The following is a 19,659-nucleotide window of genomic DNA, read 5'->3' as shown; positions in this document are numbered from 1 at the left end:
TCAGCCGCACACCGTCGACAGCCACGGCCCGCCGGGCTCGCCGCGGATCCCTTCACGGACCCGCTCCAGGCTGCGCAGCAGCCGGGTGGGGCCCGAGCCGGTGTCGCTGAGGTACTCCAGTACGGCCCGCTGGAAGGCGAGCCGCATCCGGGTCGGCATCGCGTCCGAGGCGTCCAGGCACAGCGAGCCGGACTCCCGCAGGGCGCGGGCGATCTGCCGGGTCACCCGGTCGTGGGACTGGACATCCGGCGGCACCTCGCGGTTGGCGAAGAACGGCCGGGTGCGGCCCGACGCGCTGTGCTTCGCCCACGCCCGCTGGGCGGTGGCCGAGGCGAGATAGCGCATCAGCTCCCTGGCCTGCGGGGAGTCACCGAACATCGCCGCGAAGTCCCCGGACACCTCCCGGGCGGTGGACCGCCGGTCGGCGCCCGGCAGCAGCCCGGCGGAGAACGCGAAGTCCGCCCGGGAGGGCGATGGGTAGCCGCCGCGGATGAACGAGCCCTGGTGTTCCAGCGCACACGGCTGACCGGTCCCGAACAGCCCGCGGCCCGCCGCGCGGAAGTCGGTGACCAGCGCCCGCTTCGCGTCCGCGGCGCCGAACAGCGTGCCCCAGCTCTTCCAGACCCGCACCATCCGCGGATCGTCCCAGGCCAGCCGCCCGGTCGCCCATCGCTGGTAGACGTCCTCGCCCTGCTGCTGGAGCAGCAGGTCCTCGATCCAGTCGGTGCCCGGCCAGCCGGAGGTCGCGTCCCCGCCCATCCCGACGCACCAGCGGCGGCCGTCGGCGGCCAGCGCGGGCAGTTCCCCGGGCCGCCGCCGGGCGTCGTACCAGACGATGCTCTTCAGATCGGCCTTGATCGCCACACCGTAGGTGCGCATTGTTCCGCCCACCCGCACCCGGGGCGTCCACAGCCGTTCGTACGCCGCCCGTTGCCGCGCCGGAACCACTCCGTCCAGTGGGGTCAGCCGACCCGCTGCGGCGTAGGCGGCCAGCTCACCGGAGCTGGGCAGCACGGCGATGTCGGGCGGGGTGCCCGCGTCCACCTCGGAGGACAGCACCTCGCGCAGCGCCGTGGTGCCCTGGTAGTCCACATGGATCCGGTGGGTGCGGCTGAAGGTGTCCAGCATGTCGCGGAAGGCGTCGCCCTCCTCCCCGGTCCAGGTGGCCAGCACGCTGACCGTGCCGCGGGACTGACGGCCGCCCAGGTCGCCCGCGCCGACGACGGCCAGCACCAGCAGCCACAGGCTCAAGCCGACCGCGGTCACGTTCCGGGAGCGGGCCGCGGCGCTCATCGGGGCTGGAACCTGTACTCGTCGATCCGCGGCTGGAGTCCCACCAGGATCAGCGCGGCCAGGACCGTGCCGCCCAGGGGTATCCAGCCGACCGCACCGGCCCGCCAGTGGGTGTCCCGCATGGTGTCCGCCACCTCCTCGGCGGTCCGGGCGCTGTGGCGGCCGATGTCCTCCCGGCTCAGCGTGGTGCGCGCCGAGGCCAGCCGTGCCTGCGTCTGCCAGGTGAACAGGGCCAGCGGCAGCACCGCCAGCAGCAGTGTGGTGGCTGCCGCCAGCCAGGGGCTGACCAGGCGGCGGAAGCGGCGCCGGATGAAGCGCTGGGTGGCCAGCAGCAGCCCCGCCAGGGTCAGGAACAGCACCGGCACCAGCACCCACCAGGCGAACGACAGCAGCCAGCCGAACGAGGTCTGTCCGTCCAGCACAGCGCGCTGGGTCCGCTGCACCGTGTCCAGCCGCTCCAGGATGCCGCCGTCGGCGCGCCGCAGCATGGTCTCGGCGTAGCTCAGATAGGCGTCGCGCAGATCCTCGTTGCCGCGGTGCACATACGCCTGCTCGATGATGTCGCCGTAGGAGGAGACCAGTCCGGCGACGGTGAGCAGCGACTGCCGCCCCGCCTCGCCCCCGGTGGTGCTCTTCACCGCCTGCGCCAGGCTCTGCCCCGCGGCCGACAGCTCCTTGCGGTAGTCCTCGCCGAGGCCCTCCACATCGGCGGTGGAGCCGGTGAGGCTGCCCTCCGCCTCGCGGTAGGAGCGCTGGAGGGCGGTGGCCGCCGCGGCCACCTGGAGGATGGCCGGGGTCGATCGCTCGGTCACCGCACGGGAGTTGCGGCTGACGCCGTAGTACGCGCCGAGCAGCGCGGTGACCGCCACCGCGGAGACCACCAGCAGCGCGGTCAGCCTGCGCACCAGGAACGCGCGGGTGCCGCTCATGGTGCCCCGCCCGGCTCGCCGGGGCGCAGCGGGGTGTCGCAGCGCTGGCAGAAGGCGGCGGAGGCGGGCGAGGTGCGCCCGCAGCCGGGGCAGTCCATGTCCGGTCCGGCCGGTGCGGCGGCGCCGGGGCGCTCCGTGCCGGTGAAGCGGACACTCTCGTCGGACACGATCAGCGCGGAGTTGAGGTCGAGCGGTCGGACGGTCTCCCGGATCCGCACGACGCCGGTGGCGGCGTCGACGATGTGGACCAGGCCGCGCAGCCGGGACAGCGTCTTCTCGCCGCCCAGTTCGTGCGCCAGCCGAACGGCCAGCCCCCACTGGCGCCGCGCCTCCTCCCGGTCCCCGGCCTCGTAGGCGTCACAGCCCGCGGTGACGGCCCGGCCCAGGTCGGAGTCGGCGCCGTAGTGCAGCAGCCGGGGGTCGACCCGGGACGACAGCAGCGCGTCGTCGGTCCACTGCACCAGCACGGACTGCGCTTCGGGCGGGGCCAGGCCGCTGTCGCCGTCCAGCACCAGTTCCACCGCGGCCAGTTCGACGTCCTCGCCCGCCGGGTCGCCCCGCGGGTCGGCCAGGACGCACACATGGAACTCGCGGACCTCGTCGCCCCAGGCGTCGGTGCGGCACTCCCAGGTGCGGGCGTCCGGCCGGGTGCCCTCGGCGGTGAGGTCCACCCGGGTGGGATGCACCTGCTTGACGAAGTTGATCCGGCCGCCCGCCCGGGTGCGCACCCGGATCCGCACCCCGGCCAGCGCCTTGGCCATCGAGGCGCTCACCATCTCCTCGAACGCGGCGGTCAGCGCGGAGTCCTCCAGAACCGCGTCCGCCCGGCCGTGCAGCCGCCGCACGATCTCCCTCAGTTCAGTGGCGTCCCAGCCGTCGCCGATCCCGCGGGCGTCGCAGGTGAAATGCGGTGCGCAGGCGTCCAGCACCTGGTGCAGATGGCCGGGCGGGTCGTGTTCGTTGCGGCCGTCGGTGAGCAGCAGGGTGTGCCGGATCGCGGCGGGCCGCTCCAGGTGCAGTCGGCGTGCGAGGTCGAGCCAGCTGCCGATGGCCGTACCGCCGACGGCGGGCAGGACGGCGGCGGCGCGGGCGGCGGCGGCCCGGGTGTCGGCCCCGGCGACCGCCATCCCGCCGCCGGGCGGATAGACGACGTCCGCCCGTTCGGTGCCCTGGACGATCGCGAAGCGGGTGCCGTCGCGCAGCAGCTGGACGGCGGTGGCGGTGGCCCGGCGCGCCGCCGCGATCTTGGTGGGTGGCCAGCTCATCGACCCCGAGCAGTCGATCACGATGACCTCGGACGCGGTGGTGCGGGCCGCGGCCGGGCCGAGGCCATGGGCCGCGACGCCGATGACGGCGTGCATCTCGGCGGGGCCCGCGGCGGCGGGCAGGTACTTGTTCTGGTGCACCCGCAGGGTGATGGCCGCGTCCCGCGCCGGTGCCGCGGTCCGCTCCGCCCGCTCGTTCATCCGATCCCCCTGTCAGACACGGGTCATGGGCCTGATCGCGTTGGCGCGGTCGACCAGCACCTCCAGCGCGTCGGGGCTGTCCGCCTGCCGGGCCAGCCGGCGCAGGGCCCGCTCCAGCCGGGTGCGCACCGCCCGCTCGTCGTCCGCCTCGCCGAACAGCAGACCGGGCTCGGAGCCGGTCGCCCTGGCGGTGGCGCCGAGCGCCCAGTCGAGCGCGTTCTCCAGCACCTCGGCGGTCAGCCGGTCCCGGGCGGGCCCGGAGGGGCGCCCGTCGTCCAGGTACAGCCGCGGCAGCCGGGTCAGCACCTCCACCAGCTCCTCGGCGGCGGGCAGTCCGCCCGGGGCGGCGAGCCGCCCGGCGAGCACCCGGACCGTGGCGATCCGCGCGGCGTCGTAGTGGCGAGAGACCTTCGGCACCCCGCCCAGGATGTCCGCCGCGCCGCCGCGGTCGCCCGCGGCCAGCCGCAGCCGGGCGAGCCCGAAGGCGGCGCTGCCCTGGGAGCGGTTGCGCTCCCACACCGCCTCGTAGAAGCGGTGGGCGGCGTCGTGGTCGCCCAGGTGCTCGGCGCAGTAGCCGAGCGCCAGCTTGGGCGCGTACTCCCCGGGCAGCACGCTGTAGACGGTGTCGAACGCAGCTTGCGCGGCGGCCACATGGCCCTCGGCGAGCCGCACCAGGGCGCGGTGCCACCACAGCCGCCAGTCGTGGCGGGCGGCGCTTCCGATGATCCGCGCGGCGGCCGTCAGCGCGCGGTCCGCGCCGGCCACCTCGCCCAGTTCGAGATGGGCCCGGCCGATCCGGAACCGTATCTCCGCCGACGGTCGCGGAAACGCCTTCAGCTGCTCGATCAGCCGCCGCGGACCGCTCTCCGTCGGTGTCCTCAGCAGCGCAGCGCCCGGGTCCGCGTCGTCCGGGAACGGCACCGGAAGCCCCGGCGGCACCTGTTCGGGCCGGGGCAGCCCATGGGCGAGGGCCGGACGCGGTTCCTCCGTGAGCCAGCGCTCCAGCCCCGGGATCCGGCCGAGCGAGACGTCCAGCAGCGCCGCGGTCGGGGCGAACAGCGTGGACGGCTCGGGCTGTTCGCGCCGCAGCCGCAGCGCGTGGATCTCCCGCAGCACCCCCCACAGCTGCTCGGACATCTCGGCCGCCGAACCGAACCGCCGGGCCGGGTCGGCGGCGGTGGCGCGGGCCAGGACCCGGCGGTAGGACTCGGCGCCCAGGCCCGGCGGTCGCTGCCCCGGGTGGGTGGCCTTGTCGGACAGCTCCTTGAGGGTCGTGCCGACGCCGTAGAGGTCATGGCGCTCGGTGAGCGCGGCGGCGCCCCGCGCCAGCACCTCGGGGGAGGCGAACCGCTCGGTGATGACCGGCTGTTCGCCGTCGTCACGGCCGAGCCGCCGGACGGCGCCGAGGTCGATCACCTTGACCCGGTCCTCGTGGTGCATCACATTGCTCGGCTTCAGATCGCAGTAGAGCAGCTTCTCGCCGTGCAGATAGCCGACCGCACGCAGCGCCAGACAGCCGTAGGCCAGGATGTGTTCGTACAGCCGCGGCCCGTCGAACGGCGGTACGGCGTCCGCCACACAGTCCCTGATCTGGGCCAGCGTCATCCCGTCGACGAACTCCATCACGATGTGGCCGGTCAGCCGTCCGCTGCCCCGGGGGTCGGGCTGGGTGACGTAGTTGATGATCCGGACGATGCCGGGGTGGTCGAGCATGGTGAGATAGCGCCGCTCCTCGACCGCGGTTCGCAGTGCCGCCTCGTCCTCGTCGTCGATCAAGCCCTTGATGGCGACGGGCTGGTTGTCCAGCTGGGTGTCCTCGGCGAGATACACCCAGCCCAGGCCGCCGTACGCGACACAGCCGACCACCCGGTACTGGTCGCCCAGCAGATCCCCGGGGCGCAGCCGCGGGGTGAAGTCGAACGGATGGCGGCAGCGCGGGCAGTAACCCGACGGGAGCGCGGGCTGACCGGCGTACGGGGCGCCCACCGTCTCCCCGCAGCCGGGCCGTCCGCAGGTCCGGCCGCGGGACGGGGGCCGCGGATCACGCAGGACGAGGTCGCGCGGCGAGGGGAGTTCGACGCGTGGCAGATCGAGCAGCCCCTCGCCCGCCGGGCGCACCGTGAACTTCCGCGCCGCGTCCCTCCGGCGGGCGCGGTCGGTGTCCGCGGTCGCCTCCGACGACAGGCTCCCGGCCGCGCCGGGGGCGCGCGATCCGGGCCGCCGGGACGGTGGCGGCGGGGCCGGGGGGAGTGGCGGCGGTCTGCGGCCGCACTCCGCGCAGAAGCCCCGGGGGTTGATCCGGCCGCGGCCCGCCCCCTCGCAGTCCGGGCGCGCGCACACCCGGTCGGTCATGATGACCCTCCCCGCGGTGGGTTCTCCGGCGGCGGCTGCGGACCCCCCGGCGGGGTGTGCACGGCCCGGACGAAGCGGTCCACGGCCCGCCGCGCCTCCGGCACATCGCACGGCACCGCGTCCAGCCGGGCGTGCGCGGCGCGCTGGAGCGGGAAGAGCTCCGCGCGCTCCGATGCGGCCATCGCCCCGAGCATCGCCGAGTACGCGGTCAGCAGCCCCCTCAGCTCCTCCACCGCCGCCTGCTGGACGGCCGCCGCGCGCAGCGTGGCCTCGGCCCGCGCGGCCACGGTGCGCACCGCGTGCTCGAAGGCGGCCAGCTTGGCGACGATGTGGTGGGAGCGCAGCTCGGGGTCGCCGCGCAGCCGTAACAGGTTGATGCGTAAGCCGGAGGCGTCCCCGCGCGGGCCGGACAGCGACGCGAATCGGGCACCGCGCTCGGCCGCCTCCCGCTCGCGCTCCCCGGCGTGGGCCACGCTCGCGGCCAGCTCGTCCAGCCAGGCGTCGACCCGGGCCGGATCCGGCCGGAACAGCCGCTCGGCCAGCCGGAGTCCGGGCGCGTCGGGGTCCCGGAAGACCAGCATCAGCCTGCTGCCCCGCTCGGCGAGCACCCGCAGGAAGCGCACCAGGGCCTCCTGGTCCACGGCCCGGTCCACACCCACCGCCACGACGGTCAGCGGCACCGCGTTGGCTCGGATCCGGCTGAGCGGGGAGGTGTCGCCGTCCGCGCGCAGATCCATCCGGTCCGCGACCCGCCGGGCCACGTCGGTGTCGGACCAGCCGGTGACGTCGATGGCCAGATCCAGACTGCCGATCGGCGGCACGGTGCCGTGCGGGGCGGCCGACACCGCCTCCTGGTCGCCCCCGGACAGCTCGCGGTCGGCGAGCGTCACGGCACGGCTGAGCGCTTCGTAGCGGTCGCTGTCGCCGGCGGCGATCACTACGGTCTCCACGTCCGCGATGCCCTCCCGTCCCGCCGGACCGCCGCGCCGCAGCCACAGCGCGAGCCGCTGGGCGAAGCCGACGTCCTGCACCCCGCCGACGAGACGGGAGACCAGCGGGGGATCCACCCCGCGGTCCCCGCTCACCCAGCGCCGGACGCCCGGGAGATGACGGACGATCGTCTCGACCGGGATCATGTACGACAGCCGGCGGCGCTCGGCGATGGGCACCCGGGAGGAGTCGTCGTAGCGGCTGACGATCATCCCGATGATGTGGCGGCTGCTCTCGTCCTGCACCCCGGCGCCGCTGAAGCCGCGCCGGACCACGTCCCCGGGGGAGTCGGGGTTGAGCTGCACCCACTCCGAACGCGGCCCCGCGGGCCCGGCGATCCGCCCGGTGAACCACAGACCGCTGGGGTTGTCCTCCGGGAAGCCGAACATCCACACCGGGCGCCGGGGGAGCGGGGGCAGCCGGTAGAGCGGCGCCCCGTGCTGGGCCGGCTGCGGCTCGCTCAGCCGCAGCAGCGCCACATCGCCGCAGCTGTCGGGGAGTTGGGGCACCCAGCAGCCCTCGGCCACCCGCGCGGGCACCGGACGGGCGTCGTGCACCCCGACCAGGTCGACCAGAACGGGCGTGGCGGGCACCGCACTTCCGTCGTCGGGAATCACATGGGCGCAGGTGAGCACCGTGTCACTGCCCAGAAGAATGCCGGCGCCCAGGACGTCACCGGCCGCACTACGGATCCGCACCCGCCAGGTCCCCCCACAGAGGGGATCATCGACGGGAATGCCCCTTTCCGCCCCCATGTGGCACGAGGATACGCCCGGGATCTGCGGAAGGACCCCGTCCGGCGAGGGGGTCACGGGAAAGGGTGAGGGGCGCGACGGAGCTGACCTACGCGGGGGCTGCGGGCCCGGCGCATCCAAGGTGACGATGTCCCCACGTCACGCGCCCGGCCATTCGGGTGACGTAGCGTCACCCTTCTTGTCCAGGCCTACGTCAGATGGATTACTGAAAGTGCGCGGCAAGTCCCCGTCGGTGTCTCCGGCGCCTGGACGGCCGTCGCATCCTCGTCGGTCCCGGGCGCCAGGTGCACCACGAGCACGCACACAGTCACCCATCACCTTCGGCAACGCGTCCCCCCAGGACGCCGTCTTCGAGGAGTCACCGTCATGCCCATCTCTCCGAATCAGGGATCCACCGGCGGCGGTACCACGGTCACCATCACCGGGACCAACCTCGGCGGAGCCACCGCCGTGCACTTCGGCAGCAAGCTGGCCACGATCACCGCGAACACCGACATCTCGGTCACCGTGACGTCGCCCTCCGGCACCGGCGTGGTCGACGTGACCGTGACCACCCCGGGCGGCACCAGCAACCCGCTCCAGTTCTTCTACGTGGGCGCGCCCTTCAAGTCCGCGCTGAGCGCCAGTTCGGGCCCGCTGGGCGGCGGCAACACCGTCACCATCAGCGGCACCGGGCTGTCCACCGCGACCGGTGTGAGCTTCGGCGCCAACACCGTGACGCCCACCATCGTCTCCGACAGCAGCCTCTCCGTCACCGTCCCGCAGGGTGCCGCGGCCGGACCGGTCGGGGTCACCGTCACCACCGCGGGCGGCTCCAGCAACGGCCTGACGTACACCTACGTGGACGTGCCCACCGTCACCGGCTTCTCCCCGACATCGGGCCCGGCCAGCGGCGGCACCGCGGTGACGATCACCGGCACCAGCCTCGGCACCACCCAGTCGGTCACCTTCGGCGGAATCGCGGCACCGTTCACGGTCATCAACTCCACCACCGTGGCCGCGATCACGCCTCCCACCGCGGACGGACAGCCCGGCCCGGCCGACGTCACCGTCACCAACGCGGCGGGCAGTGCCACCGCCGCGACCCAGTTCAGCTACCTCGCCGCTCCCGGCATCTGATCACACATGGGACGACCCGCCGAAGGAGAAGCACGTTGAGCATGCCCCATGCAGGTGCGGACACCGGCCCCACGGCGGCCCTGGCGTCCCCTCCCGTGATCAGCTCCGTGAGTCCCGCCACCGGTTCGCCCGGTGGCGGGACCCTCGTCACCCTGAACGGGAACAACCTTCAGCAGACCACGGCCGTACGGTTCGGGACCACGCTCGCCACGTCGTTCACGGTCGTCTCGGCGACCCAGATCACGGCCGTCTCCCCGCCGGGGACCGGCTCGGTCCAGATCACCGTCACCACGCCGAACGGCACCAGCAACGGTGTGCCGTTCAGCTATGTGGGGGCACCGGCCCCGGTGCTGACGTCCGTGGTGCCGAACCAGGGGCCCGCCGGCGGCGGCAACGCGGTCACCATCACGGGCACGTCGCTCTCCGGCGCCACGGCGGTGCGGTTCGGCGCCACCAACGCCGCCTCGTTCCTGGTCGTCTCGGCGACCCAGATCATCGCGGTCGCTCCGGCGGGCAGTGGCTCGGTCCAGGTGACGGTGGTGACTCCGGGTGGGACGAGTAATGGGGTGTCCTACAGCTATGTGGTGGCGCCGTCGTTGACGTCGGTGGTGCCGAACCAGGGTCCGGGCGCCGGTGGGAACACGGTGACGCTGACGGGTTCGGGACTGTTTGGTGCGACGGCGGTGCGGTTCGGTTCGGCGTCCGCGACGTCGTTCACGGTGGTGTCGCCGACCCAGATCATCGCGGTCGCTCCGGCGGGCAGTGGCTCGGTCCAGGTGACGGTGGTGACTCCGGGTGGGACGAGTAATGGGGTGTCCTACAGCTATGTGGTGGCGCCGTCGTTGACGTCGGTGGTGCCGAACCAGGGTCCGGGCGCCGGTGGGAACACGGTGACGCTGACGGGTTCGGGACTGTCCGGTGCGACGGCGGTGCGGTTCGGTTCGGCGTCCGCGACGTCGTTCACGGTGGTGTCGCCGACCCAGATCATCGCGGTCGCTCCGGCGGGCAGTGGCTCGGTCCAGGTGACGGTGGTGACTCCGGGCGGGACGAGCAACGGTCTGCCGTACAGCTATGTGGTGGCGCCGTCGTTGACGTCGGTGGTGCCGAACCAGGGTCCGGGCGCCGGTGGGAACACGGTGACGCTGACGGGTTCGGGACTGTCCGGTGCGACGGCGGTGCGGTTCGGTTCGGCGTCCGCGACGTCGTTCACGGTGGTGTCGCCGACCCAGATCATCGCGGTCGCTCCACCCGGCAGTGGCTCGGTCCAGGTGACGGTGGTGACTCCGGGCGGGACCAGCAACGGTCTGCCGTACAGCTATGTGGTGGCGCCGTCGTTGACGTCGGTGGTGCCGAACCAGGGTCCGGGCGCCGGTGGGAACACGGTGACGCTGACGGGTTCGGGACTGTCCGGTGCGACGGCGGTGCGGTTCGGTTCGGCGTCCGCGACGTCGTTCACGGTGGTGTCGCCGACCCAGATCATCGCGGTCGCTCCACCCGGGAGCGGCTCGGTCCAGGTCACGGTGGTGACCCCGGGCGGCACGAGCAACGGGGTGAGCTACACGTACGCCTCCGCCCCCGTGCTGACCTCGATCGCGCCCAGCCAGGGTTCGGTCAATGGCGGTAACACGGTGACCCTGACCGGCTCCGGGTTCACCGGCGCCACCGCGGTGACGTTCGGCTTCCAGCCGGCCGTCTCGTTCACCGTCGTCTCGTCCACCCAGATCACCGCCGTCGTACCGCCCGGCAGCGCCGGAGCGGTGCCGGTGACGGTGACGACCCCCGGTGGTACCAGTGGCAGCGTCACCTACATCTATCTGGCCATTCCCACGCTGACCAGTGTCGTTCCCAGCGTGGGGCCGACCTCGGGCGGCACGACGGTCACCCTCACCGGCACCGGCCTCCTCGGTGCCACGGCGGTGTTGTTCGGTTCGACGCCCGCGACGTCGTTCACGGTGGTGTCCTCGACCCAGATCACGGCCGTCGTGCCGCCGGGGACCGGAACCGTCCAGATCAGCGTGGTGACGCCGGGCGGGACGAGCAACACGGTGCCGTACACCTATGTGCCGGTGCCCGTGCTGACCTCCGTGGTTCCCACGCAGGGTCCGCTCACCGCGGGGACGACGGTCACGCTGTTCGGATCCGGTCTGGCGGCGACGAACGGGGTCCTCTTCGACTCCACGCTCACCTCCTTCACGGTCGTCTCCGACAACTGGGTCACCGCCGTCGCCCCGGCCGGGTCCGCCGGACCGGTCTCCGTCACGGTCACCTCGCCCGGCGGAACCAGCACCGCCGTCATCTACACCAGGGTCGGCTCGCCCGGTATCTAGTGCCGCGACAGCCAAGGTGTGCCCGGTGGCGAGGCGTCCTGGTGCGTGCGATCGCAAGGCGGGGAAGCCCTCGTAGTGGGCCTGCTCGGGCTTTTGGCCAACGCGGCGAGAGGGGGCACCTCCCAGCGGTGGCTGGGGGAGCGTGCCAGGGCGGCGAGCGGGGCGAACCTCGGCTGACGCGGCACTAGGGCAGCCGCCCCGCGTGCGCGGCGGAGAGCGGGCGGTCGGCGCACGGCCGGGACCACCACACTCCCGTGCCGTGCGTCAGACCGGGCAGAGCCCGCTCGACGCCATGCACCCGGCGGGCCGGGAGCTCACCCCGGAGCAGCCAACCCGTGTCACCGTCCACACTCTCCGCGATGTCCGCCTCGGCGGCGGAGAGGTGGGCGGCGACCGCCGCGAGCGCGTCCGCCGGAACCTCCGACTCGAAGGCGTGGTACGGCTCGTAGACCAGCCACCCGGCCCGGTCAAGGGCCTGCTGGAGCACCGTTGGGGTGACACCGCGGAAGTCGGCGGCGGTGCTCACCGGGCCGATGAAACCGGAGCGGACCAGGACGACCCGGCAGTCGGTCACCGCCCGGCCGCGGAAGCCCTGGAGCAGCGTGGTGTGCACCGTCTCCTCGATCGCGTTGTGGAACGCGCGGGGCAGCGCGCCCAGTTCCGTCTCGTAGCCGAAGACGGTGCCGGTGCCCGCCGGGGCCGGTTCCACCCGCAGCCCGACCGTCGCCCACAGCCCGCCGTGGTCGAACCGGGCGATCTCATGGCATGCCTCGCCGACCCCCGTGGGCCGTTCCACCAGCACCGGGCGGCTCGGCTCGAAGTCGGCCTCGACGCCGTACTCCTGGGCCAGCGTGGCCGCGATGATCTCCTTCTGCACCTCGCCGTAGAGCAGCACCGACGTGGCGCCGCCGGGCAGCGCCCGGGTGTGGATCAGCGGATCCTGGTCGGCGAGGTCGAGCAGGGCGCTGTGCAGCCGGGCCGCCGCGGCGGACCCCTCCGCACGGGCGCGGACGATGGTCTGGAGGCTGGGCGCGGCGAAGTGCGGCCGGTCGCGGTCGCCGTCTTCGGTGTTCTCCTCGCCGCCGGGCCGGGGTCCCAGCCGGTCGCCGACCCGGACCCCGGGCAGCCCGCGGACCTTCGCGATGTTCCCGGCGGTCAGCGGGCCCGGGGTGTCCCCGGCCCGTCCGACGACCTCCAACGAAGTGATCTGCCCGGTGAGTTCACGGTCCGTGCCGCCCGCCTCGCGCCGGTACAGGGTCACCCGCTGACGTGGCGACACCTGGCCGGAGAACAGCCGCAGATACGCCGTCTTCGGTCCGGACCCGCCGCCACGTGTCCCGCCGCCATGTGCCCCGCCGCCATGTGTTCCGCCGCCATGTGTTCCGCGTTCGACGGCGAAGACCGTGCCGCGCGGTTCCTCACCGCCGGGCGCGGCCGGTACCAGCCGCGCGATCCCCTCGACCAGCGCTCCGACCCCCTCGCCGCTCAGCGCTGAGCCGAAGAACACCGGATGCACGGAGCCCTCCGCGGTGGCGGCGGCCAGCGCCGTCCACAGCTCGCCGGACGAGGGGAGCGGACCGTCGACGACCCGGGCGAGCATCGTGTCATCGGTCTCGGCCAGCACCTCCGCCGTCTCGGCGCGGACCGCCTCGTCCTCGACGGGGCGGGCGACGACGCGCGCGTCCCGCGTGCCCGCGTGCCGTACCGCCGTCAGGGGTACGAGCAGCGGGGCGAGGGTCCCCCGGATCTCCGCGAGCAGCGAGGCGTCACGGGCGCCCGCGCGGTCGATCTTGTTGATGAAGACCAGCACCGGCAGCCGCAGCCGCCGCAGGGTCTTCATCAGCACCCGCGTCTGCGCCTGGACGCCCTCGACGGCCGACAGCACCAGGACGGCGCCGTCCAGCACCCCGAGCGCGCGCTCGACCTCGGCGATGAAGTCGGAGTGCCCGGGGGTGTCGATCAGATTGATCTGGGTGGTGCCGGTGGTGAAGGACGCGACGGCCGTGCGGACGGTGATGCCGCGCTGCCGTTCGATGACGCCGCTGTCGGTCTGGGTGTCGCCGGTGTCGACGCTGCCGAGCCGGTCGATCGCTCCGGCGTCGAACAGCAGCCGCTCGGTGAGGCTGGTCTTACCGGCGTCGACGTGCGCGAGCACGCCGATGTTCAGGGTCCGCGAGACCCGTGGAGAGCTGGGCATGGATGCTGATGTCCTCGAGAACGGTCGTCCGGTGGGGGCGCTGGTTCGTTCCGAGGAATCGGCGCATCGCATGCTCCTGTCGGGTGACGGATGTCGGTCGCGGACATCCTGGGGGCGGCGGTGTGCGGGCGCAACCGAATAATCGGGCGCGCCCGCCGATGGCGCAGCCGCCGCACGGGCGCTGCCCCAGGGCTACGCCGCACGGGCGCTGCCTTACGGGCTACGCCGCCAGGCGGCGCACGATCCGCCGCACCTGCTCCGCGTAGTGCTCGCGGAACTCGGGCGATTCGGGGTCGGCGCCGAAGAACCGCCGCACGGCGTGCGGCATCGCGAGGGGCGCGCTGACCAGACTGACGCACAGCAGCATCGCCATGGCGGGGTCGATGTCCTCGGCGATCTCGCCGTCGATCTGGCGCCGCCGCAGGTCGGAGAGGTCTTCGGGGGCGTCGTCGGGCACCGCCCCGGCCAGCCCGCACCAGGCATTGAGGCGGGTGCCCCGGGGGTCGGCGAAGGCTGCCTCGAGATAGCGCAGGACCAGCTCGTCGAGGGGGAGGGCGGGGTCGTTGAATTCCGCCTCGCGCCGCAGCCACTGACGGCCGAGCTCCTCATACAGGCCCTCTTTGCCACCGAAGTGGTAGTTGATCAGCTGCTTGTTGACGCCCGCGCGGTCCGCGATGTCCTGGACGCGGGCACCCGCGTACCCCTTCTCGGCGAACTCGTCCATGGCCGCTTCCAGCAGCAGCCGCCGGGAGCGCTCCGGGTCCAGCTTGCGCTCGTCGGGCGCGGGGGCACGGCGGGGCTTCTTCGGTGTCCCCTGCATCTCGTTCATCTCCTCTTGCTCGGCCGGGCAGGTCCGCTGACCGGCCGGACCAGGCTAACCGTGCCGGTCAGACCATCAACCATCTATATGTTTGACAAGTTCACCCAGCTGGTTGAATCTAGCGGCAGCATCACAACGTGATTCATACCCAAGGAGATTCGTCATGATCGTGGTCACCGGAGCCACCGGGAACGTCGGCCGGTACGTCGTGAAGGAGCTGGCCGAGGCGGGCGCCGAGGTCTGTGCGCTCACCCGGAACCCCGAGACGGCACAGCTGCCGTCGGGCGTCCGCGCCGCCCGTACCCAGGATCTGCCCTTCGACGGCGCCACCGCGCTCTTCCTCAACCCCGCCGTGGTGTGGGACGGAGCGGACGCGCTGCTCCAGCGGGCCAAGGAGCGGGGGGTGCGGCGGATCGTCATGCTGTCGTCGTCCGCCGCCGTCGACCCCGGCCCCGGCAACCCCATCGGCACCCACCACCGCGACCTGGAGCTCGCGATCGAGGCTCTGGACGTGGAGTGGACCTTCGTCCGGCCGGGTGCCTTCGCGGTGAACGCCCTCCAGTGGGCGCACCAGATCAAGTCCGGCGATGTGGTCCGCGGCCCGTACGCGGAGTGCCAGACCGCTCCGATCCACGAGGCCGACATGGGCGAGGTCGCCGCCCGTGCGCTGCTCGGTGACGACCTCGTCGGCCAGGCGCCGGTGCTCAGCGGGCCGGAGTCGCTGACCTTCGCCGACCAGGCGCGGATCGTGGGCGAGGCCATCGGGCGTCCGCTGCGGTACGAGGAGCTGCCGCGCGAGGTGGCGCGCGAGGGGATGCTCAAGGGATTCGCCACCCCGGAGATCGCGGACTCGCTGCTGGACATGTTCGCGGCGGGCGTCGGGCGGGCCGCCGAGATCTCCCCGGAGACCGAGCGCATCACGGGGCACCCGGGGCGTACGTTCGCCCAGTGGGCGGCGGACCACAAGGCCGACTTCAGCTGACGGGAAGGGTGGGGGACGACGGGGGAGAGGGGGATACCGGGGGAGAGGGGGATACCGGGGGAGTTGCCGGGGCGGATGTCAGGACGCGGTCCTGGAACCCCCCTTGCCGGTCCGCTTCTTCGCCGCGGTCTTCGCGGCGGCGGTCTTCGCGGTCGTCTTCTTGGCCGCGGTCTTCTTGGCCGCGGTCTTCTTCGGAGCCGCCTTCTTCTCCGTGGTCTTCGCGGCCGTCTTGGCGGTCTTCTTCGCCGCCTTCCCGCGCGTCGCGGAGGCGGTCCGTTTGGCGGCCGGGGCCTTCTTCGCCGCCTTCTTGCGGCCGCGCAGCTCGGTGACGGTCGCCTTTTTCCCTTCTCCCTCCGCCGCTTCCGCCCCTTCTTCCTCCTCGGCCGTCTCGCCCCGGGCCTCCCGGGCGCTGCGGACGCTGTCCTTCAGGGCGGCCATCAGATCGACGACCTGGGCGCCCCTCGGTTCCTCACCGGGCTCGGCGGTGGGCGTGGTCCCGGACACCTTCGCCGCCACCAGGGCTTCCAGCGCCTCGTGGTACTCGTCGTGCAGCTCGTTCAGATCCACCTCGCCGAGCGTCGCCATCAGGGTGTCGGCCAGGTCCAGTTCGGCGGGCTTCACGGTCACCTTCGCCTTGGGCGCCACCCCCGTGGGCTCCCGCACCTCGTCCGGCCACAGCAGCCGGTGCAGCGCGATGGCGTCACCCACCACCCGCAGCATCCCCAGCCGCTCCCGGCCGCGGTGGACGTACTTGGCGATGGCCACCTTCTCGCTGCGCTTGAGCGCCTCCCGCAGCAGCGCGTACGGCTTGGCCGCGGTCGTGCCGTTGGCCCCCAGGTAGTAGGCGTCACCCATCTGCAGCGGATCGATCTCCGAGGCGGAGATGAACGCCTCGATCTCCAGGGCGCGGGTGGTGGGCAGCGGAAGGACCGCCAGGTCCTCGTCGGTGATCGGGATCAGCGCACCGTCGGCGTCCTCGTAGGCCCGTCCGATCTCGCCCGCCTCGACCGCCTTCTCCTCGAGCTCGCAGATCTTGCGGTACCGGATGCGGCCGCCGTCGGCGGTGTGGATCTGCCGGAAGGAGACCGAGTGGTCCTCGGTCGCCGGGTACATCTTGATCGGGATGCTCACCAAACCGAAGGAAATGTTCCCATTCCAGATAGATCGCATGCTTGATCCCTTTCGTGAGATTCTTATCCTATGTCCCCGATCACGGAGGTGGAGGGGCGGCGGATCGCGCTCAAGAACCTCGACAAGGTCATCCATCCGGCCACCGGCACCACCAAGGGCGAGCTGCTGCACTATCTGGCCTCGGCCTCCGGTGCCCTCCTCGGACATCTCCACGGGCGGCCGCTGGCGTTCCTGCGCTACCCGGACGGTCCCGACGGTCAGACGTTCTTCACCAAGAACCCGCCCCCCGGCACCCCCTCCTGGGTGACGACCGCCGAAGTCACCCGCCACGAGGGGGAGACCGCCCGCCAGGTCCTCGTCCAGGACCTGCCGTCGCTGATGTGGGCGGCCAACCTCGTGGTCGAGTTCCACGCCCCGATGTGGCGGATCGACGTGGGCGAGGGCGTCGCCGACCGGCTGGTCCTCGACCTCGACCCCGGTCCGCCCGCGACGATCGTCGACTGCTGCGCCGTCGCCCTGTGGCTCCGTGAGCGGCTGCGCGCCGACGGGCTCCCCGCCTACGCCAAGACCAGCGGCTCCAAGGGGCTGCATCTGCTGGTCCCGCTGGAGCCGACCCCCTCCCGGCAGACCACCGCCTACGCCCGGCGGCTCGCCGCCGAGGCCGCCGCGGCCCTGCCCCGGCTGGTCATCCGCAAGATGACCCGCTCCCTGCGGACCGGGAAGGTGTACGTCGACTTCAGCCAGAACGCGGCGGCGAAGACCACCGCGGCCCCGTACACGGTCCGCGCCCGCCCCGAGCCCACCGTCTCCACCCCCGTCACCTGGGACGAGATCGAGCGGACGGCGGAGGAGGAGGCGGCGGAGGCGGCGGAGGACACGGGCGGAGCCGGGCCGCTGGTGTTCCGGATCGACGACGTCCCCGCCCGCCTCGAGCGTCACGGTGATCTGCTCGCCCCGCTCCTCGACCCCGGCCGGGCCCATCCGCTGCCCGCCGGTGACGGCCGATGACCCCGGCCGGGCCCCTGCTGCCGCCGGTGGAGGTGGCACTGGCCCGCGCCGTCCCGTCCCTGCCCGTCGCCCCGGAGGGACGGCGGCTGGCGTACGAACCGAAGTTCGACGGCCACCGGCTGGTGATCTTCCGGCTGGAGGACGCCGTACGGATGCAGGCCCGCTCCGGCCGTATCGTCACCCGCGCCTTCCCCGACCTGGAGGCCGCCGCCCGGCCGCTGCCGTCCGGCACCGTCCTGGACGGCGAGGTGGTGGTGTGGGCGGGCGGCCGTACCGACTTCGCCTCCGTCCAGAAGCGCGCCTTCGCCGCCACGGAGTCCCGTGCCGCCCGGCTCGCCCGGGAACTCCCGGCCTCCTACGCCGCGTTCGACCTCCTCGCCCTGGGTGGCGAGGATCTGCGCCCGCTGCCCTACGCACAGCGCCGCGCCCGTCTGCTGGCGCTCCTGGAGCCGCTCGGCCCGCCGCTCCAGGCCGTGCCCATGACCACCGATCCGGAACTGGCCGCCACCTGGTACGACGCGCTCACGGCCATCGGCGTCGAGGGGCTGGTCGTCAAGAGCCTCGACGAGCCCTACCGTGCGGGCCGCCACTGGCGGAAGGTGCGCCATGCGGAGACCCGGGACGCGGTGGTCGTCGGCGTGGTCGGGCCGCGGCTGCGGCCGCGCTCGCTTGCGCTGGTGCTGCCCGGCGACGACGCCCCGGTGGTCTCCAGCCCCCTGTCCCCGGCGGTCCGGGCCCAGCTCGCCGCCGCTCTGCGGGACCTGCCGGAAGTCGAACCTCCGGTCCCGGCGGGGGAGCTGCCCACCGCGCTCGACACCGTCGGCACCCGGATCGCCTACCGCCCCATCCCGCCGGAGCTGACGGTCGAGGTGCGCCAGGAGAGCACGGTGCGCCATGCGGCGACGACGGTGATACGGCTGCGGGGCGGGGAGTAGCGGCACGGTCCCGATGTCACTGCCCACGATGTCACCGCCCACGATGTCACCGCCCACGATGTCACCGCCCACGGCGTCACCGCCCCGGCAGTGCCTCACCCGCCGGGGCCGACGGGGTCCGGGGGGCCGGTGATCACGGCGGTGATCCGGGTGCCGGGCGGCAGCGCCCCGCGGCCCACCAGGTCGTACACGCACCACAGCGCCTTGGCCACGTACCGCCGCTCCAGGGCGATCCCGTGCCGGTCCTCGAACGCCGCCGCGAAGGTGTCCAGTTCGGGAGGCACCCGGCCGTAGCCGCCCCCGTGGTGATCGTGGTCGATCCGCCAGTTGCCGAACGTCCGCCCCCACCCCCGTTCGTGCAGCCGTGTCACCTCGTCGTCCAGATACCGGGCGCCCCGGACCACCGCGATCCCCAGGGCCCGCGCGCCGTCCGGCAGTCCGGCGGCGATCCCGGCCAGGGTGCCGCCGGTGCCCACCGCACAGCACACGACGTCGCGCTCGCCCAGGTCCGGCAGTTCGGCGGGCAGCTCCGCGGCGCCCCGCGCGGCCAGGACGTTCGTACCGCCCTCCGGCAGCACCCAGCAGCGCCCCCACCGTTCCTCCAGCGCGCGCCGGGTGGCCGGGTCGTCCAGGGTGCGCAGCGTCTCGCGGTAGCCCGTACGGTCCAGGAACGCCAGCTCCATGCCCTGCGCCTCGGCTCGCGTCAGCGACCAGTTGCGCGGCGCGTCCGCCAGTTCGTCGCCCCGGACGACCCCGACGGTGGACAGCCCGTACACGGTCCCGGCGGCGGCCACCGCGCGGAGGTGGTTGGAGTACGCGCCGCCGAAGGTGAGCAGCCGGGTGTGGCCGCGCTCGACGGCCGCCCGCAGATTCGGGGTGAGCTTGCGCCACTTATTGCCCGGCACCAGCGGGTGGATGAGGTCGTCCCGCTTCAGCCGCAGCTCCACGCCCCGGTCGGCAAGCCACTCGTCGTGTACGCCCCGCAACGGGGACGGCGGCCAGGGCTCATAGAGAGTGGCGAGGTCTATCGGGGATCTCACCTGTCCATTCTGGACGCTCCTTCCGGGGTCTCGCCCGTGCCGCCCGTGAGCCGGGTGGGCGCGGGGCCCGCTCCAGTCACGCAGCGTAAACATTGGCACGGCGGCCACGCCGAGGTGAGCAGCGGAGCCAGCGGCTCATTGCTGCGGATCACCCGTTCGGCGCCCCACGTCCGGCCACTGTCACGAGAGACACGCAGGCTCATCAGCCGCTGTGCTCTTTTCGTCATCTCCATCACGATCCGCCTCTTCTGTCGCGGTCGGCCGTGATGGTTCCGCCACCGCCCAGGACATCGCGACGACAGAAGAGGCGTTGTT

At 73.2% G+C, this 19,659-nt stretch carries 14 protein-coding genes; 5 read left to right on the top strand and 9 right to left on the bottom strand.

Annotated features, from left to right (window positions below):
* From HUT19_RS16320 to HUT19_RS16300, 5 genes are read right to left on the bottom strand one after another with little or no spacing between them, the layout of a single operon-like run.
* On the bottom strand, positions 1-1,293 hold the full coding sequence (locus HUT19_RS16320) for an ABC transporter substrate-binding protein (protein WP_176181192.1): 1,293 nt from the start codon (positions 1,291-1,293) through the stop codon (positions 1-3).
* Positions 1,290-2,222, bottom strand: a complete 933-nt coding sequence (locus tag HUT19_RS16315; RefSeq protein WP_176181191.1) for a hypothetical protein — start codon at positions 2,220-2,222, stop codon at positions 1,290-1,292. The genes HUT19_RS16320 and HUT19_RS16315 overlap by 4 nt, the downstream gene beginning before the upstream one ends.
* Entirely contained in the window at positions 2,219-3,688 is a 1,470-nt protein-coding gene (locus HUT19_RS16310) for a VWA domain-containing protein (RefSeq protein WP_176181190.1), read from the bottom strand. The genes HUT19_RS16315 and HUT19_RS16310 overlap by 4 nt, the downstream gene beginning before the upstream one ends.
* Before the next feature lie 12 nt (positions 3,689-3,700).
* Positions 3,701-6,040, bottom strand: coding sequence for a serine/threonine-protein kinase (locus tag HUT19_RS16305; RefSeq protein WP_176181189.1), 2,340 nt, complete (start codon positions 6,038-6,040; stop codon positions 3,701-3,703).
* The gene (locus tag HUT19_RS16300; RefSeq protein ID WP_254885610.1) at positions 6,037-7,728 is read right to left on the bottom strand and encodes a serine protease; all 1,692 of its coding nucleotides are present in this window, start codon (positions 7,726-7,728) and stop codon (positions 6,037-6,039) included. The genes HUT19_RS16305 and HUT19_RS16300 overlap by 4 nt, the downstream gene beginning before the upstream one ends.
* A gap of 423 nt (positions 7,729-8,151) precedes the next feature.
* Here HUT19_RS16300 and HUT19_RS16295 point away from each other — a divergent pair, with 423 nt between their 5' ends.
* Both HUT19_RS16295 and HUT19_RS16290 read left to right on the top strand, forming a co-directional pair.
* On the top strand, positions 8,152-8,904 hold the full coding sequence (locus HUT19_RS16295; RefSeq protein WP_176181187.1) for an IPT/TIG domain-containing protein: 753 nt from the start codon (positions 8,152-8,154) through the stop codon (positions 8,902-8,904).
* Positions 8,905-8,945: 41 nt separating this feature from the next.
* Positions 8,946-11,231, top strand: a complete 2,286-nt coding sequence (locus HUT19_RS16290) for an IPT/TIG domain-containing protein (RefSeq protein WP_176181186.1) — start codon at positions 8,946-8,948, stop codon at positions 11,229-11,231.
* A gap of 184 nt (positions 11,232-11,415) precedes the next feature.
* Here the strand turns inward: HUT19_RS16290 and HUT19_RS16285 are convergent, their stop codons facing one another.
* Together HUT19_RS16285 and HUT19_RS16280 are read right to left on the bottom strand one after the other, a co-directional pair.
* Positions 11,416-13,428, bottom strand: coding sequence for a GTP-binding protein (locus HUT19_RS16285; protein WP_176181185.1), 2,013 nt, complete (start codon positions 13,426-13,428; stop codon positions 11,416-11,418).
* A 220-nt stretch (positions 13,429-13,648) separates the two neighbouring features.
* Positions 13,649-14,257, bottom strand: coding sequence for a TetR/AcrR family transcriptional regulator (locus HUT19_RS16280; protein WP_176181184.1), 609 nt, complete (start codon positions 14,255-14,257; stop codon positions 13,649-13,651).
* A gap of 154 nt (positions 14,258-14,411) precedes the next feature.
* Here HUT19_RS16280 and HUT19_RS16275 point away from each other — a divergent pair, with 154 nt between their 5' ends.
* Complete coding sequence (locus HUT19_RS16275; RefSeq protein ID WP_176181183.1) at positions 14,412-15,230, top strand: NAD(P)H-binding protein; 819 nt, start codon at positions 14,412-14,414, stop codon at positions 15,228-15,230.
* Between the two features lie 78 nt (positions 15,231-15,308).
* On the opposite strand, the gene HUT19_RS16270 is transcribed toward HUT19_RS16275, so the two are convergent.
* On the bottom strand, positions 15,309-16,400 hold the full coding sequence (locus HUT19_RS16270) for a Ku protein (protein ID WP_176181182.1): 1,092 nt from the start codon (positions 16,398-16,400) through the stop codon (positions 15,309-15,311).
* A gap of 30 nt (positions 16,401-16,430) precedes the next feature.
* Here HUT19_RS16270 and ligD point away from each other — a divergent pair, with 30 nt between their 5' ends.
* Together ligD and HUT19_RS16260 are read left to right on the top strand one after the other, a co-directional pair.
* Positions 16,431-17,369, top strand: coding sequence for a non-homologous end-joining DNA ligase (ligD, locus tag HUT19_RS16265; protein WP_176181181.1), 939 nt, complete (start codon positions 16,431-16,433; stop codon positions 17,367-17,369).
* Positions 17,366-18,304 carry an ATP-dependent DNA ligase gene (locus tag HUT19_RS16260; protein ID WP_176181180.1) on the top strand — a complete coding sequence of 313 codons (939 nt, stop codon included), beginning with the start codon at positions 17,366-17,368 and terminating at the stop codon, positions 18,302-18,304. The genes ligD and HUT19_RS16260 overlap by 4 nt, the downstream gene beginning before the upstream one ends.
* A 95-nt stretch (positions 18,305-18,399) precedes the next feature.
* On the opposite strand, the gene HUT19_RS16255 is transcribed toward HUT19_RS16260, so the two are convergent.
* Entirely contained in the window at positions 18,400-19,344 is a 945-nt protein-coding gene (locus HUT19_RS16255) for a 1-aminocyclopropane-1-carboxylate deaminase/D-cysteine desulfhydrase (protein WP_254885608.1), read from the bottom strand.
* Between the last annotated feature and the right edge of the window lie 315 nt (positions 19,345-19,659).

This window comes from Streptomyces sp. NA02950 (assembly GCF_013364155.1).
Lineage (GTDB): Bacteria > Actinomycetota > Actinomycetes > Streptomycetales > Streptomycetaceae > Streptomyces.
This window is presented reverse-complemented; position numbering and strand designations above follow the sequence as displayed.